Origin of the sequence: Streptomyces sp. NPDC090442 (assembly GCF_044769405.1) — a bacterium.
Taxonomy (GTDB): Bacteria; Actinomycetota; Actinomycetes; order Streptomycetales; family Streptomycetaceae; genus Streptomyces.
This window is the reverse complement of the sequence record NZ_JBIVXW010000121.1, coordinates 1-15041: the sequence shown is the minus strand read 5'-3', so window position 1 is coordinate 15041 and position 15041 is coordinate 1. Positions and strand designations below refer to the sequence as shown.

14 protein-coding genes and 2 pseudogenes are annotated in these 15041 nt (G+C 69.1%); 9 read left to right on the top strand and 7 right to left on the bottom strand.

Going from position 1 to position 15041, the window contains the following annotated elements:
• Both ACIQU6_RS42185 and ACIQU6_RS42180 read left to right on the top strand, forming a co-directional pair.
• Positions 1-202: pseudogene (locus ACIQU6_RS42185) on the top strand (hypothetical protein); the annotation flags it as partial.
• A gap of 324 nt (positions 203-526) precedes the next feature.
• Positions 527-745, top strand: coding sequence for a hypothetical protein (locus ACIQU6_RS42180; protein WP_403487595.1), 219 nt, complete (start codon positions 527-529; stop codon positions 743-745).
• A 138-nt stretch (positions 746-883) separates the two neighbouring features.
• Here ACIQU6_RS42180 and ACIQU6_RS42175 read toward each other — a convergent pair whose 3' ends face one another.
• Positions 884-2086, bottom strand: a complete 1203-nt coding sequence (locus ACIQU6_RS42175; protein WP_403487593.1) for an erythromycin esterase family protein — start codon at positions 2084-2086, stop codon at positions 884-886.
• A 58-nt stretch (positions 2087-2144) separates the two neighbouring features.
• Here ACIQU6_RS42175 and ACIQU6_RS42170 point away from each other — a divergent pair, with 58 nt between their 5' ends.
• The 4 genes from ACIQU6_RS42170 (at position 2145) to ACIQU6_RS42155 (ending at position 5936) form a co-directional block, all read left to right on the top strand.
• Entirely contained in the window at positions 2145-2900 is a 756-nt protein-coding gene (locus ACIQU6_RS42170) for a TioE family transcriptional regulator (protein WP_403487591.1), read from the top strand.
• A gap of 302 nt (positions 2901-3202) precedes the next feature.
• A complete protein-coding gene (locus ACIQU6_RS42165; RefSeq protein WP_403487597.1) occupies positions 3203-4318 on the top strand; it encodes a DUF418 domain-containing protein in 1116 nt (371 codons plus the stop codon).
• Between the two features lie 213 nt (positions 4319-4531).
• Positions 4532-4765, top strand: coding sequence for a cold shock domain-containing protein (locus ACIQU6_RS42160; RefSeq protein ID WP_403487589.1), 234 nt, complete (start codon positions 4532-4534; stop codon positions 4763-4765).
• Between the two features lie 145 nt (positions 4766-4910).
• Positions 4911-5936, top strand: a complete 1026-nt coding sequence (locus ACIQU6_RS42155; protein WP_403487587.1) for a LysR family transcriptional regulator — start codon at positions 4911-4913, stop codon at positions 5934-5936.
• A 32-nt stretch (positions 5937-5968) separates the two neighbouring features.
• On the opposite strand, the gene ACIQU6_RS42150 is transcribed toward ACIQU6_RS42155, so the two are convergent.
• The 4 genes and pseudogenes from ACIQU6_RS42150 to ACIQU6_RS42135 form a co-directional block, all read right to left on the bottom strand.
• On the bottom strand, positions 5969-6838 hold the full coding sequence (locus tag ACIQU6_RS42150; RefSeq protein WP_403487585.1) for a cytochrome P450: 870 nt from the start codon (positions 6836-6838) through the stop codon (positions 5969-5971).
• Positions 6839-6875: 37 nt separating this feature from the next.
• Positions 6876-7052, bottom strand: a pseudogene (locus ACIQU6_RS42145) (VOC family protein); the annotation flags it as partial.
• A 50-nt stretch (positions 7053-7102) separates the two neighbouring features.
• Positions 7103-7624 (bottom strand): hypothetical protein, encoded by a 522-nt coding sequence (locus ACIQU6_RS42140; protein ID WP_403487583.1) that lies wholly within the window; start codon positions 7622-7624, stop codon positions 7103-7105.
• Positions 7625-7823: 199 nt separating this feature from the next.
• The gene (locus ACIQU6_RS42135; protein ID WP_403487581.1) at positions 7824-8672 is read right to left on the bottom strand and encodes an alpha/beta fold hydrolase; all 849 of its coding nucleotides are present in this window, start codon (positions 8670-8672) and stop codon (positions 7824-7826) included.
• 142 nt (positions 8673-8814) lie between these two features.
• Here ACIQU6_RS42135 and ACIQU6_RS42130 point away from each other — a divergent pair, with 142 nt between their 5' ends.
• Together ACIQU6_RS42130 and ACIQU6_RS42125 are read left to right on the top strand one after the other, a co-directional pair.
• Positions 8815-9417, top strand: coding sequence for a TetR/AcrR family transcriptional regulator (locus tag ACIQU6_RS42130; protein WP_403487579.1), 603 nt, complete (start codon positions 8815-8817; stop codon positions 9415-9417).
• A gap of 328 nt (positions 9418-9745) precedes the next feature.
• Positions 9746-10513 carry a class I SAM-dependent methyltransferase gene (locus ACIQU6_RS42125; RefSeq protein ID WP_403487577.1) on the top strand — a complete coding sequence of 256 codons (768 nt, stop codon included), beginning with the start codon at positions 9746-9748 and terminating at the stop codon, positions 10511-10513.
• A 154-nt stretch (positions 10514-10667) separates the two neighbouring features.
• Here ACIQU6_RS42125 and ACIQU6_RS42120 read toward each other — a convergent pair whose 3' ends face one another.
• Entirely contained in the window at positions 10668-11726 is a 1059-nt protein-coding gene (locus tag ACIQU6_RS42120; protein ID WP_403487575.1) for an alpha/beta hydrolase, read from the bottom strand.
• Positions 11727-12020: 294 nt separating this feature from the next.
• Between ACIQU6_RS42120 and ACIQU6_RS42115 the strand changes: the two genes are divergently transcribed.
• Complete coding sequence (locus ACIQU6_RS42115) at positions 12021-13202, top strand: FAD-dependent monooxygenase (RefSeq protein WP_403487573.1); 1182 nt, start codon at positions 12021-12023, stop codon at positions 13200-13202.
• A gap of 75 nt (positions 13203-13277) precedes the next feature.
• Here the strand turns inward: ACIQU6_RS42115 and ACIQU6_RS42110 are convergent, their stop codons facing one another.
• Positions 13278-14531, bottom strand: coding sequence for an MFS transporter (locus ACIQU6_RS42110; RefSeq protein ID WP_403487571.1), 1254 nt, complete (start codon positions 14529-14531; stop codon positions 13278-13280).
• Between the last annotated feature and the right edge of the window lie 510 nt (positions 14532-15041).

Below are 15041 nucleotides of genomic sequence, written 5' to 3'. Positions count from 1 at the left end.
CAGCACCGCCTACAACTGCACCCCGCAGCAGTACATGGTCCAGGACCCGCCCACCGCCCACAACTGGGCCATCGGCTGCACCGGCACCCTCATGAAGGGCAGCAACGGCCAGATCCAGTCCAACGGCAAGCACCTCATGCCCGATGGCCTCTACGACCAGCAACTCCACGACCGCCGCGTGAAGGAATCCGGCGCAAGCTAGCGGAATCCAACAGGATCCAGCGGAATCGGCCCCAAGTCGCCGCCGCCCATCGCATCCGTCCACGGGCGCCGTCCCGGCGGGGATAGGGGATGGCCCTCAAGGGGAAGGACTCACGAGGCCCACCCGGCGGCCCGGCCCAACGGGTCGAGGTGACACCACCGCGTTGCAAGGTGATGGCGAGGTGGCGTCGAGGTGCGGGACAGGCACGCAGGACGGGCACGCAGGCACGGGAGCACAGTGGTGTCGCGTCGGGTCGGCGGCGCACTCGACGTCGTCACATCGTCTTCGGGAAACGGAGGTACCGCTCGTGGTCCCGGACGCGCCATGAGCGAGGGTGCCCGTTCTCCCGCTCTGTCCTTCGGCGACGGCCCGCACAAGTGCCCCGGGATGCACATCGCGCTCCTGGAGACGGACGTCTTCCTCAGCAGCCTGTTCGCCCTGCCGGGATTGCGCATGGCGACGCCACCCACGGTCGGTTTCATCGACGGCGTCGGAAGCTACGAACTGCGCCACTGCATAGTAGAAGTCGACACCGCTCCTTGATCCTGCCGACGACGAACGATGGCTGACGGATGACGGTTGACGACGACGGGCGCAGGTAGCAACAGGCACCAAACAGAGCCAGCCGTCCGGGCGCCCGGGCCCCTTGGCGTGCCCGAGCGCCGTGGCACGGCGGCGGCGTCACGTCCGCGGAACATCCTTGACGTAGACGATGGCGTCGCTGCCTGCCAGGTGGGCCGGGTCGAGGGGGAAGTAGCCGAACCAGGGGGACACGCGAGGGGAGGGTTGCGTTTCAGCGAGGGCGGTGGCCAGCCGGGGAGCATCGATGACGTAGCGGTCTTCCGGGAGCGCGTACAGGCGGCCTTCGACGGTGTCTGCGGGTGGGGTGTCCACTCCCTGGTGCCGGATCGTGCCGAGGGCGGTGGCCAGGAAGGCGTACTCCCCGTCCAGGCGGGCGCTGACGAGGGCACCGGCACCCCACCATTCCAACGGCAGCTCGCCCATCCGCATCATGCTCTTGTGTCGCTGGAGGTGGAGGTTGTGGGCGAAGACCAGCGTCGGTCGCCGTTCCCCGAGGGCGAGGAGGTTGTCGGCCATCATCTGGTCGCGGATGCCGACCAGGCGCGTCATGCGGCCCGCTGAGGTGTCGGCCATCCAGAAGTGGTAGCGCAGCAGGCCGGTGGCGGTGCGCGCGTACAGCCGCGCCCGATCCCAGTCCTCCCGCGAGGTCTCCGTGACGAGGCGCGGCAACTGCTCGTCGAGCAGGGAGCTCAAATCGGCGGCGCGCTCGCGCAGTTGAACGGCTTCGGGTGACTGTCCTACGGACTGGGTCGGGTCCGTCATGGCGGCGGGGTTGCCCCATCGACCGTCGGTGCCGAGCAGGCGGTCGAGCGAGTCCGCGGTGCACGGGAGGAGGTCCGCGTCCACGTGTGCCGAGAGGTAGGCGTGAAGTGCGGTGAGGGCCTGGCGGGGGCTCGCGGCGTCGGTGATCTCCAACGGGCCGTCGAAACCGGCGAAGTGGAGCCTTTCGGAGGCCGGGCGGCCCTCGTTGTAGGCGCGCATCCAGCGCACGAGTTCGCGGTTGGCGGCGGACGCGCCGAACCCGTGGCTGAATCCGCGCTCCATGACGCCGTCCAGGGTGCCTGTGCCCGAGGTGACGTAGTCGTTCACGGCAAGGCCCCGCATGCAGTCGCTCTCGATCGCGATCGTGCGGTACCCCTCCTGCTCGACGAGCTGCCGGAAGAGGTCGTTGCGCAGATCGAGCAGGGTGTCCTCGCCGTGGGTGGGCTCGCCCAGGGCGAGCAGCCGCGGCCGGGACGGCAGCAGCCGCATGACGGCGCCGGCCGCTACGGCATGGGTGGTGTCTTGGATGTCAGGAGCCATGACCTCAACGGTATCGTTGAACCTCCGGTGGAAACTTTGCTGCGAGATTGGCGGAACGATGGGGGGAAACCTTCAAAGCCGCGAGCGGCTCAGGCCGGTGGATCTGGCGCGTGGGCACGGCCTGTCCACTCAGGCGATCAGGAACTACGAGGAGGCCGGCATCCTGCCGGTCGCCGAGCGCACGCCCCACGGCTACCGCACCTATACGCCGCTGCACGCGACGGCTCTGCGCGCGTTCCTGGCGCTGGTTCCTGGCCACGGCCACCAGGCAGCGACGTCGATCATGCGAGCGGTGAACCAGGACGCGACCGGGGAGGCGTTCCGACTCATCGACGAGAGCCACGCCCAACTCCTCGACGACCGCCGAACACTCCAGGCCGTGGAGCGAGCCCTCCGCGCTCTGGAGCCGACGTCCACCAGGTCCGAGCCGGGCGCGGAGCCCACCGCACCATCCCCACTCTCCGGCGCTGCCGACACGTTCATCGGGCCGCTGGCGGACAGGCTCGGCATCCGGCCCGCGACGCTGCGCAAGTGGGAGCGCGCCGGGCTGGTGCGCCCGCGCCGTGACCCAGGCACCGGATACCGTCTCTACGACGAGGCCGATGTGCGCGATGCTCAACTCACCCACCAACTCCGGCGCGGCGGCTATCTGTTGGAACAGATCGCACCCCTGATCGCCCAGGTGCGGGCGGCCGGCGGGCTGGAGCCGTTGGAAGCCGCACTGCACGACTGGCACGGCCGACTGTCCGCCCGCGGACGGGCGATGCTGACCGGAGCGGCCGCGTTGGCGGCGTACCTCCGCGAGCGAGGCTGAGGACATCGCGGAATCGTGGAATGCGTCAGGGCCGCCGCACCTCACCAAACACGAGTGCTCAACGCCCTGTTGAGGCTCTGGGGAACGCCCGGTGGATCGAGTGACCGTATCGCGCCGTGGTCGTTAAGGCACGCATGTGGCGGGGAGAGACAGCACAAGGGAAGTGGGCCTGGTCGGGGCCGTATTCGACGACCGGTGTGACGACGGTGCGCGCCGTGGGCGCCGTGAGGCGGAAACGGGTTCTGTCGGCGGCCGGCGCAGCCGCCCCGGCCCACAGGAGTCAAAGCCCGTCGGCAGGACGGCTGTTCGGCGTCGATCTGGCCCGCGGCCTTGCGGTGTTCGGGATGTACGCGGCCCACGTGGGGCCCTCTCCGGACCGGGGTGGTGCGATCGGTTTCCTGATGGAGTTGGCGCACGGCAGATCCTCGGCGCTCTTCGCCTTGCTGGCGGGATTCACCGTCGTCCTCATCACCGGGCGGGGCACACCGAAGACGGGCGTGGCCGGCCGTGAGGCCGTCGTCAAGGTGACAATCCGGGCTGCGGTACTGGTAGTTGTCGGTTCCGTGGTCACCGTCACCGACACCCCCGTCGATGTCATCCTGGCCTTCTACGGCGTGTACTTCCTGCTCGTGCTGCCGCTGTACCGGTTCGGCGCCAAGCCGTTGGCGTGGATCGCGGCGGGGACCGCCCTCGTCTTCCCTCAGGTGCTGTATGTGGTGGCGCACGCGACGGGTGGGCGTGGGTACGGGAGTCAGACGGGCGTGGACGATCCGTTCTCCCTCCTTGTCAGTGGTAGTTACCCGGCCATCACATGGGTGCCGTTCGTGATTGCGGGTATGGCCGTTGCCCGTCTTGAGCTGACCTGCGCCACGGTCCGTGTGCGCCTTGCCCTCACCGGTGCCTGTCTCGCCGTGACCGGCTATGGGGGATCCTGGCTGGCGTTGCGGCTCGTCCCCGGCGCAGCCCACGCCCTCATCGGCGTGGCCGGTCCGAGCGCGACGAGTGCGTGGTGGTCCGACATCGCCGGCTACCCGACCTACGACACCCCGGCCTGGCTCTTGGCGGCCTCTCCGCACAGCCAGACGACGTTGTCGATCATCGGCAATACCGGGGCGGCACTCACCGTCTTGGCCATCTGCCTCATCGCCGTAGACGCCAGCCCGCGCCTCCTCGCCCTGGCCCGACCGGTGATCGCGGTCGGATCCATGTCGCTGACGGCCTACGTCTTCCACCTTGTCGCGATCGGGCTCCTGGGCATCGAGCAGGTGCCGGGATCACCTCTGCACGTTCTGCTCGGCTTCGTCGGCGCCGCGATGGTACTGGCCACTGCCTGGTCGTGGTTCTCCCGGCGCGGGCCGCTCGAATGGTTGATGAGCAGAACGACCGATCTCGCCCGGTACGTACCCGTAGGGCGATGAGGCGGGCCCGAGGTGGCCTCAGGACCGCCCCCTTCCGGCCCCTGCTGATCCCTCCCTCGTCGAAGCGGACGGGGGGCGGCGCAGGGCTGCGGGCCCGGCGGGCGGCTGTAGCGAAGTTAATACACCGCGTCAGGGTGGCGACGCCGTCAGAAAGGGAATGACCTCAGTCAACAGTCAATTAATTGCGCAATTACTGAAGTTGGAGGGGAACCGATGGCTGACAGGGTCAGTGGCGTGGTCCGGTGGTACAACCAGGCTCGCGGCATGGGGTACATCGACGGGGACGACGGCCGCGAAGTACGGGTGGACAGCCGTGCCATCGAGGACGGGACCTTCGTCGTCGAGGGTCTCCGGGTCACCTACGTGCCCGCGGAGGACGAGAACGGCTGGCACGCAGAGCACCTGAACATCGCCAAACACCCTTCGGGATCCGCCGACCACGCGTGATCCGTACGGCTGGCAACCTCGGGGGTGGACGGACGAGCCGTTCACCCCTCGATGGCGTGGACGCGCGGCTTGGCGGCGCCGCGGCATCCGTCGACTCCGCACACATTCTTGATCCACTCTCGAATCCCGCCATATGGTGACGCGCATGGAGCTCACCTCGCGCCTGCTGGAGCAGTTCGTGGTGCTCGCCGAGGAGAAGCACTTCGGCCATGCAGCGCGCCGCCTGTCGATGAGTCAGCCACCGCTGAGCCAGGCGATCCAACGCCTGGAGCGTGGCCTCGGCGCGTCGCTGCTGGAACGTTCCGGCCGGGGTGTGAAGCTGACGGCGGCCGGGGTCGCCTTCGCGGCGGACGCCAAGCGGCTACTGGAGGCGCAGAACGCGGCGATGGAACGGGTCCGCCGGATATCCCTGGGCGTCGAGGGCACCATCCGGCTCGGCTACGTGAGCAGCCTCGGGCACTGGCACCTGCCACAACTACTCGCAGTGTCCGCCCGGGAGATGCCGGGCATCCGACTGAGCGTCCGTCAACTGGCCTCGGCCGAACTGGCCGAGCGGGTCCGGGAGGGTGCGGCGGATCTGGCCCTGGTCCGGATGCCGGTCGCGGATCTCGCGGGTGTGGAAGTGCGGGAAGTCGCCCGGGAGCGCACCGTGTTGGCCGTGCCGCTCGGCCATCCGCTCGCCGGAGCCGCCTCGGTGCCGCTCTCCCGACTCCGTGAGGAGGAGTTCGTCACCGCCTCCCCGCGGGCCATATCCGAACTGCGGCAGTTGGTCCAGGACGCCTGCCGGGCGGCCGGCTTCGAACCGCGCAGCCGCGCCCAGGCCGAGGACTTGACCAGCATGCTGGGCTACACGGCGGCCGGGATGTGCGTCAGCTTCGTCCCGGAGCGAGTCGCGGCGCTCGGCCACCCCTTGATCCGCTTCGTCCCACTCGAAGGTGACGCCGATCGACTGGTGACCACGGTGGCGGCGCTCAGCCGACCGGCGGCCGACCCGGCGGTCACCACGCTGCTGACGCTGATGCAACGTCACCGCCCCGAGATCGAGGGGCCGAACGCGACCCACTCGGAGGCACGAGCGCAAACGCAAGCACAAGCGCAGGCACAAACACCGACCGAAGCACCGGCACTGGCATCGACATCGACATCGCAGGCCGAGGACCGGAGGGCGTAGCGGCCCAACATTCCCCCCGGGACCACGGGGCCTCAGGCAGCGGCGGGAGTGAGCCTGATGGGCAGTCGGCGAAGGGCATGGGACCTGAACGAGGCGCGCCTCTGGAGCTCTTCGGCCGGGACCGTCAATTCCAGATGCGAGAAGCGGCGCAACAGCGTGCCCAGCCCGATCTGGATCTCCAGGCGCGCGAGCGCGGCTCCGAGGCAGTAGTGCAGGCCGTGCCCGAACGCGAGGTGTTGCGCATCGTCGCGGCGGATGTCGAAGCGGTCCGGGTCCGTGTGGCGGGCGGGGTCACGGTCGGCCGAGCAGATGCCCAGCATGACGGTGTCGCCGGCCGGAATGCGTACGCCTCCGATCTCGATGTCCTCGGTGGGGAAACGTCGTACGGCGAGCTGGTTGGGGTGCGCGAAGCGGAGTATCTCCTCGACCGCGTGGGGCAACAGGCTCGGGTCGGCACGCAGTGCGGCGAGCTGGTCGGGGTGTTGGATGAGGGTCAACACCCCACTACTGATGAGGTGTTGGGCGTTCTCGGTGCCAGCGAAGAGAATCATGAAGGCGAGCGAAACGAGTTCGTGTTCGCTGAGCCGGTCGTCCTCGTCACGTGCCGCGATCATTCCTGACAGCAGGTCGTCGCCGGGAGCGGTTCGACGTTCGGCGACGAGGTGGAGGAGGAACTGATGGATGTGCCGCACCGCTTCGGCGACTTCGCCGGGATAGCCGGGGTCGAACATCGCGCCGACCCAACGGGAGAAGCGACGCCGGTCACCTGGCGGCACGTCCAGCAGGCCGCCGATGACGACGAGCGGCAGCGGGTTGGCGAAGTCGGCGACGAGGTCCGTGGCGCCTTGCGCGGCAAGCGCATCGGCGAGGCCTTCCGCCGCGTCGTGGATGAGCTGACGCATGTCCTCGATACGACGCGGCGTGAAGGCTTTGGAGACCAGGCGGCGTAGCCGGAGGTGGCTGCGGGCCGCCGAAGCCGACGTCGCGCGGCCCGATCTCGATGCTTCCGTCGTCCTCCCGGCCGAGTTCGACGTAGCCGAGGACCTCGCTCCAGAACGCGGCGAGCCGATCCGCGTCGGCGGCGTCGATGACCAACTCACTGATGCGGCATGCCATGTCGGCCAGTGTACGTAGACGACCGGGAAGTCGATCGTCGGCCGAGGAGGTCAGGCGCCGGGCTGGACCGGGCCGATCACGGTGCCTGCGTCGACGGTGAGCGGGCCGTAGGCGGTGGACTCGCCGGGGATCACCCCGTCCGGGGTCCGGAGGGTGAAGGCCATCTCGTCGGCGGGGGCGCCGCCGGCGCTGTTGGGAACCTGGATGTCGAAGTGGATCGGGTGGCCGGGGCCGAAGTTGACCACCGTCTTCTGGGGGCCGTAGCGGCCGGCGGTGACCCCGTCCAGGGAGCCGTGGTGGTAGAAGCGCACGTCGGTCGGCGACCCGGCAAGTCGGCACGGTTCGTACCCGGGCGCCGCGGTCATGGTGACACGGTAGTGGTGGTGGCCCGAAGTGGCGGGCCCGTCCTTGATCTTGGCGAGGTGATTCGCCGGGCGGCATGCGGAAGGAGCCAGGCTGCCGGTCGCCGTGCTCGCGGTCGCCGGTGACGCCGCCAGCGCCGCTCCCCCTCCCGTCGCGCCCACCAACACGGTCGCGACAGCGGTGACGGCGATCTTCCGGATGGTTCGCATCACGAACACTCCATTCCTGCTGGGCAGTCCACGGTGTTGCGCCCGGGACCCTGGTCACCTCCAGTCCTCCCCCACAACCAGTCCGACGAATGTCATAGGACCGTCACAAGCCCACCAAACACCCGTTCCCCTGGCCAGGCACCCGCAGCACAGTGCACTGGGGGCCGATGGTGGTCGGGTACGGCCCTGGCGGCCGCCGTCAGTTCTCCGCGGGCAGTGGGTGTTCCTTGATGAAGCGGCGGATCTCGTCGGTGAGGGCGGCCGGGTTGTCGATTTGGACCAGGGTGCGGGCGTCGGGGATCTCCACGTAGCGCGCGTTCGGCAGCAGTTCAGCGAGGCGGCGGCCCGTGGCGAGTGGCATCATGCGGTCCTCGGCGCCCCAGGCGACCAGTGCGGGGCGGGTGAAGAAGGGCAGGTTCCCGGCCGCCTTCAAATAGCAGTTCAGGTCCAGGCCGTGGCAGAACTTGCCGAAGTCGCGACGGATTTGACGATTGGTCAGCAGTGGACGGTACCAGCGGGCGATCGACTCCTTCGGGAGTCGCTTCTTCGCCATGCCGCCGAGCGACATCGGCATGCGGGCCAGGAGCGGGAAGCGGAAGGACTGGATGAGGAGGAACAGGCCACCGGGAAGTCTGCTGGCGCGGAGGAGCATCCTGCCCTGGATGCCCGGCGGGTAGTTGTCCAGCGCCTCGCACGGGGTGAGGACCAGCCGGGCGATGCGCTCGTCCCGTACGCCGATGAGGAGTTGGGCCGTGCCGGCGTCGTTCTGGACGAGAGTGACGTCGCGGAGGTCCAGGCGGTCCATGAACTCGGCGAGCAGGGCCGCGACGCCGTGCGCGGACAGGTCCGCATCCGGCCGCATGGGGCGCCGGTGACTGCCGATCGGCAGCACGGGCACCAGCACGCGGAAGTCCGGCCGGAGGGTGGCGACGACCTCGTCCCAGACCGATTCGTCGAATCCGAGGCCGTGCACCAGGACCACGACGGGGCCGTCACCGCCCGTGTCCTCGTAGTCGATGGTCCCTGCGCTCAGCTCGATCTCGGGCATGTCACTGCCTCCGCCTCGGTGTCGGCCTTGGGGCTGCCTTGGGTCGTGGTCTTGGTTGCACACCTACTAGATAGATCGTTCTAGTGACAGAATAGGGGCAGACCTCGGCCACCGACAACAGGCGCCACCGGGAGGCTCCCTCGTGAGCAAGGGCAAGGACACCGGCACCACGCCGGACACCAAGCAGCGCATCGTCACCGCCGGCACCGAGTTGTTCCGTCGCCGGGGCTACACCGGCACGGGCATGAAGCAGATCGCCGAGGCCGCCGGCGCCCCGTTCGGATCGATCTACCACTTCTTCCCCGGCGGTAAGGCGCAGCTCGGCGAGGAGGTGATCCGCACGTCGGGAGCCGTCTATCTCGGCCTGGTCGCCGCGCTCATGGAACCGTACGAGGACCGGGTGGCCGCCACCGGCGACGCGTTCGCCGCCGCGGCCGACACCCTGAGCGAGCTCGACTTCGCCGACCCGTGCCCGATCGCCACCGTGGCGATGGAGGTGGCGAGCACCAACGAGACGCTGCGGCAGGCCACTTCGGACGTCTTCGACAGTTGGATCGACGGTCTCGCCGCCTACTACGCGGGGGGTGGCATCCCGCAAACCGCCGCGCGGGAGACCGCGAGCTCAGTGATCGCACTGCTGGAGGGGGCCTTCATGCTGGGCCGCGCCGCGCGCAGTACCGCCCCGGTACTCACGGCCGGCAAGGCGGCCGCGGCCGTCGTCCGCGCCGCGTTGGCCGGTGAGTGACGGGGCCTGCCGGGGCGGGAGGTCGGTGCGCTGGACCACCGGCGCAGCGCCCACGAACGGCATGTCGAACCCGTCCGCGCCGACTGCGACCTGGTCATCGACGCGAGCCTCCCCGCCGACCGGCTCGCGCGACAGGTCTGGGCGGCGGTCGCAGGCATGAGGTCGACGCTGCGCCGGGACGGTCGAGGCTGCTCCATCACTGCCGGCGCGCCCCGACCTCCGGGGCAAGGAACGTGAACACCCGTTATTTTGTTGTGTGTTGATGAGGCGTCAAATGACTCGTACGCGCACCGCGATAGGCCGTGGCGGCTCGGCTACGCTCCCGTGAGTGACCACAGAATCGACGAACCAGAAGGACTCGAAGTACCCGACGAACGACGCGGCCATTCAAGAATGGAACAGCATTCCTCGTGAGGCGTTGGAGGCGATGGAGCCTTACGGTGACTTCGCCAAACGCCATCTGATCAACCCGGTGCTGCTGCGCATGCTCGGCGAGGTGAGTGGGCGCCGCATCCTGGACGCGGGGTGCGGACACGGCTACTTCAGTCGCATGCTCGCCTCCCGCGGTGCCCGCGTCACCGGCCTGGAACCCACCGACCGGATGTTCGGCTACGCGGCAGAGAAGGAACGTACCCTCCGCCAGGGCATCGGGTACGTGCAGGCAGATCTGACCCAATTGCCGGACCTCGGCGGGCCGTTCGACGTCGTGGTCTGCAGCATGGTGCTGGCAGCGGTTCCCGACTGGAAGCCGGCGATGCGGGCATGCGTTCAGGCGCTGCGCCCCGGGGGCCTCTTCGTCTTCTCCCTCAACCACCCGGCGTTCGAACAACTCCTGTCGACATGGCGCGAGCACGGCGACTACCGCTTGCACCGCTACCTGGCGGAGTATCCGATCCCCCAGACCTACGCCTCCGACTTCCACCGCCCGCTCTCGGCCTACCTCAACGAGCTCGCCGCCCTCGGCTGCCGACTGCGCGAAGTCGCCGAGCCGGGGCTCGATCCCCAGGCGGCGCATGAGGCGCACGCCACCACGCCGGGCATCGAAAGCTACGTCCACCTGCCCAACTTCCTGATCGTCGCCGCCGAGCGCATGTGACGGTGTCGGGAGGCACTGAGCGGATCCTGGGGGTAGCGCGGCCCCGTGGCTGCCGCGTCCCGTCTCGTACGCGGCAGCCGGGCCGTCCGTTGGCGGAAGCGTCGGCAAGCCCGGGGCCGAAGCGGCCGGGCGTCCGCGGACGTTCCGGTTGTGCTCAGGCTTTGCGGAGGTGGGCGATGATGCCGTCGATGTCGTGGACCATCATGTCGCCGCGCACGAAGTGGCCGCCAGGCACCTCGTGTGACTCGTGCGGGATACCGGCCTTGTCGAGGAGGCCCTTGAACTCGCGCTGGGTGGTGAGCACGCCGACCTCGTTGAACGTGTCGAACCAGTTGATCGGGTCGGGACTGGTGCCGGCGACCATGAAGATCCGCTTGTTGCGGTAGCTCTCGATGCGCTGGCACGGATTGTCCATGTTGACGCGGTTCTCGTCCCACGGCACTCCGTAGACCGTGCCGCCGCCCAGTTCGATGGCCGCGGACGAGGCGTTGGCCCAGTGGACGACCGCGCCGGGAACCCCCGCGACGGTCCCGCGCAGGCTGGCGGGGCCGGAGTGGGCGCTCACCGAGGAGAAGTGGCCCCAGTACTTCGCCGTGTACTTGAGCGCGCCGAAGCCGCCCATCGAGAATCCGGACACCGCGCGCCCGTCGGGGGAACTGTAGGTCCGGAAGTTCGCGTCGATCCACGGGATCAACTGGTTGATGTGGAAGTTCTCCCAGTTCCGGGCGCCGACGTTGGTGCTGACCGGGTTGGAGTACCAGCCGGCGTGCCCGCCGTCGGGCATCACCACGATGAGCGGCTTGCCGGCGGTCCAGGCACGGATGTCCGTCCCGGGCGGGCGGTCGAAGGCGATGAAGTCCTGGCCGTCGCCGCCGCCGTGGAGCAGGTAGAGGACCGGGTAGGTGCGACCGCTGGTGTGGTAGTCGTCGGGCAGCAGGACGTTGACGGCCGGGTTCCATCCGCCGACCTCGGCGGTCTGGAAGCGGTAGTACCACATGCGGGGATCGGACTCGCCGCGCTCCACGATGTGCAGCCCGTTGCCGTCACCGGCCGCGTTGGCCGGCGAAGCCGACGCGAGCGCTCCCCCGGCGCCCAGGGCCACCGCCGCGGAGATCCCACCGACGGCTTTCAGGACACCCCGACGCGTGGGGTGCTGCTGCTCACTCAACCTGACCTCCTGGAAGGGGAGTTGTACGTGTCTGAGTCCGATCATCACGGGACGTTCGGTAGTGGCCCCGTAAGCCCCTTTTGGGCCCGCGAAAGGGCAGGCTTCTTGGCGGCACGTCCCGAGACTACGACTGCGCTGCGCAGAGTTTGCCCGCATGCGGTGAAATCGCGATGACATGACGTCGAGAAGTCACATGTCAATCCCGCGTGGATCCATGTGAGTTGGGACTCCTGCACGCGCCAGTGACGGTCGATACTTGGTTGACGTCGCTCAGGGAACCGTGAAGCGCGCGATTCACGTCCAATCGGACAGGTCCAACTGATGCGGAGGAATCCCCACATGGAGCATGCACGTGTCCTCGTCTCCGGCGCCAGTGTCGCCGGCCCGGCCCTGGCGTACTGGCTGAGCCGCCATGGGTACCAGGTCACGGTGGTGGAGCGGTCCCCGGGACTGCGCCCAGGTGGGCAGGCGATCGATGTACGGGGGCCCGCGCTGGACGTCGCCGAACGGATGGGCATCCTGCCCGAGATACGTCAACTCGCCACCGACATACGGGGTATGTCGGTCGTTGACGCGTCCGGTGCGGAGCTGTACCGCAGCACCGAGCGCACCTTCACGGGCGGCGAGATCGACAACGCCGACGTCGAGATCATGCGCGACGACCTGTGCCACCTCATCCATCAGATCACCGAGGAGCACGTGGACTACCTGTTCGACGACTCCATCGCCACCCTCACCCAGGACGACCGGGAGGTCCACGTCACCTTCGAGCGCGGCGTACCCCGCACGTTCGACCTGGTCGTGGGCGCCGACGGGCTGCATTCCCCTGTGCGCCGGCTGGCCTTCGGCCCGGAATCCGACTACATCCACCATCTCGGCAGCTACATCGGCCTGTTCACCACCCCCAACTTCCTCGACCTCGACCGCTGGCAGACCTACCACCAGAGCAACGAGGTGGGCGGCCTGGTCATGAGCGCCCGGAACAACGCCGAGTGTCGGGTCTATCTGGGCTTCCAGCAGAAGGAGCCGTTGGAGTACGACTACCGCGACATCGCCGCGCAGAAGCGCCTGCTCGCCGATCGCTTCGCCGGCGCGGGGTGGGAGCTCCCGCGCGCGCTGACGTACATGTGGGACGCACCGGACTTCCACTTCGACTCAATGAGCCATATCCGTATGGACAGTTGGTCGCGGGGCCGGGTGGCGTTGCTCGGCGACGCGGGCTACTGCGGCTCGCCCATGACGGGGCAGGGCACGAGCCTGGCGCTGATCGGCGCCTACGTGCTGGCGGGCGAGCTGAAGGCCGCGCACGGCGACCACGCGGCCGCCTTCGCCGCCTACGAGAGGGAGCTCCGCGAACACGTCGCGGGCACCCAGCAGTTCGCACTGGACAACCAGAAGCGCAGGGAGGACGCGACGGCCGCCGCCATGCGGGACCAGAAGGAGGCGGCTCAGGAGATCGGCGACCGTGACATGCGGGCGTTCTACGAGTTCATCAACTCTCTTGAGTTGAAGGAGTATTGAGCGGGAGCGACAGCGGCGAGCAGGGCGCCGGGGCCATCCGGCGGGCTCGCCCGGAGTCGCGGGGCGGCGAGAGCGTCATGTGAGGCCCGCGGCCCGCTCCCCCGTTCCTCCCCTCGCCTGGGGCGCGTTCTCGCGGCGCGGGAGCAGGAGCGGGGTGGCCAGGAGGAGGACTCCGGCGAGGGCGATCGCGATGCGGGGGCTGGTCGCGGCGGCGAGCAGCCCCCACGCGGCGGTCATGGCCGCGATGGTGATGCTGGTGCTGATCGACCATGCGGACAGGGTGCGCGCGACCCGGTCGGGGGCGGTGTGGTCGAGTCGGCAGGTGGCCAGCACGGGGTTGAAGATGCCGCAGCAGGTCACCAGGCCGAGTTGGACGACGACGATGAGGGCGATCCCGGGGACGCCGGGCCGGACGAACGCCAATCCGATGGGCCAGCAGGCGCGCAGCGCCCCAACGGTGCGCAACACCTTGTGCTGCCCGTACCGGGACACGAGTCGGTGCGCCAGGCGTGAACCGATGAGGCCGCCGATGCAGGGAGCCGCGAAGGCGAGGCCGTACTGCCACGGCGCGAAGCCGAGGTGGCCGAGCAGGAGCACGGCGAGCAGCGGCTCGGCGGCCAGGATCAGGCCGTTGACCAGGATCGCGTTGAGGAGCAGGGGGCGCAGCCTGGGATGGCGGAGGATGTGGCGCCAGCCTTCCAGCAGGTCTCCCGGTCGCAGCCCGGGCGGGCCGGTCCGCGTCGGGCGCGGCTCGCTCCCGCCGATGGCGCGGATGCCCAGGGCCGAGAGCAGATAGCTGACCGCATCGGCCACCACCGTCGTGACCGGGCCGAACAGCCCGATCGCGGCGCCCCCGAGCGGTGGTCCGACGACCGTCGCGGTCCATGTCGTGGACTCGAACCGGCCGTTCGCGACGAGCAGGTCCTCCGGCGGCACCAGCGCCTTCAGATACGCACCGCTGGCTGCCTTGAACGCGATGTTGGCCGTGGCGACGAGGACGGAGACGACGAGGAGTTGGGCGAAGCTGAGCCACCCGAGCGCGTACGTGACGGGAATGCTTATCAATGCCGCGAATCGGGCCAGGTCCGCGGCCACCATGACCGGTCGCTTGCGATGGAACTCCACCCACGGCGCCAACGGCACCGCCGCCACGGCCCCCACGGCACGTCCCGCGGCGGCCAGCGCCGCCACCTGGGTCGGCCCCGAGTGCAGCACGAGGACCGCGATCAGCGGAAGCGCGCCGAGCCCGAACCCGGTGCCGTACGCGCTGATCGCGTACGCCGACCACAACCACCCGAAGCGCCGCCCCAGCGCCCGCCTGCCTGCCATGCCCCACGCAACTCCCACCAGTCCGAACAGCCGTCACCGACCACGGCATCCAAGCCACTCACGGCCGCCCGGAGCAAACAACCGACCCACCCGGAACCACAACCGCGCGTTGTGCGGGCCTGCCTGAACTGGTCGACGCCCGGGTTCTGGCCCCGCGTACGAGCCGATCCGCGGGGGTGGACTTCCGACTGGCCGGCTTCCGACTGCCCTACGGACCGGTCTCAGGGCTGCTGCCAGCCAAGTTGGGGCTGCACCCGTCCGCCCTGCATATAGGACACATCCTGACCTCCATCCTCTCTAACGTGGTGTTCACCGACGGACGAGGAAGACCGAACCGAAAGGCAAAGACCATGACTGACAACGAGTCGGCCACGAACGCAGGGACCGAGGCTCCGGCCGTCACCGGTGAGCGCGCCGGGTCGCGTCCAGTTTGTGGTGTAAAAGCACTCACGAACGGGTTTCGTGGGGTTGATGTTATGCGGCCTTGGTGAGGGACACGCGGGGCCGGGC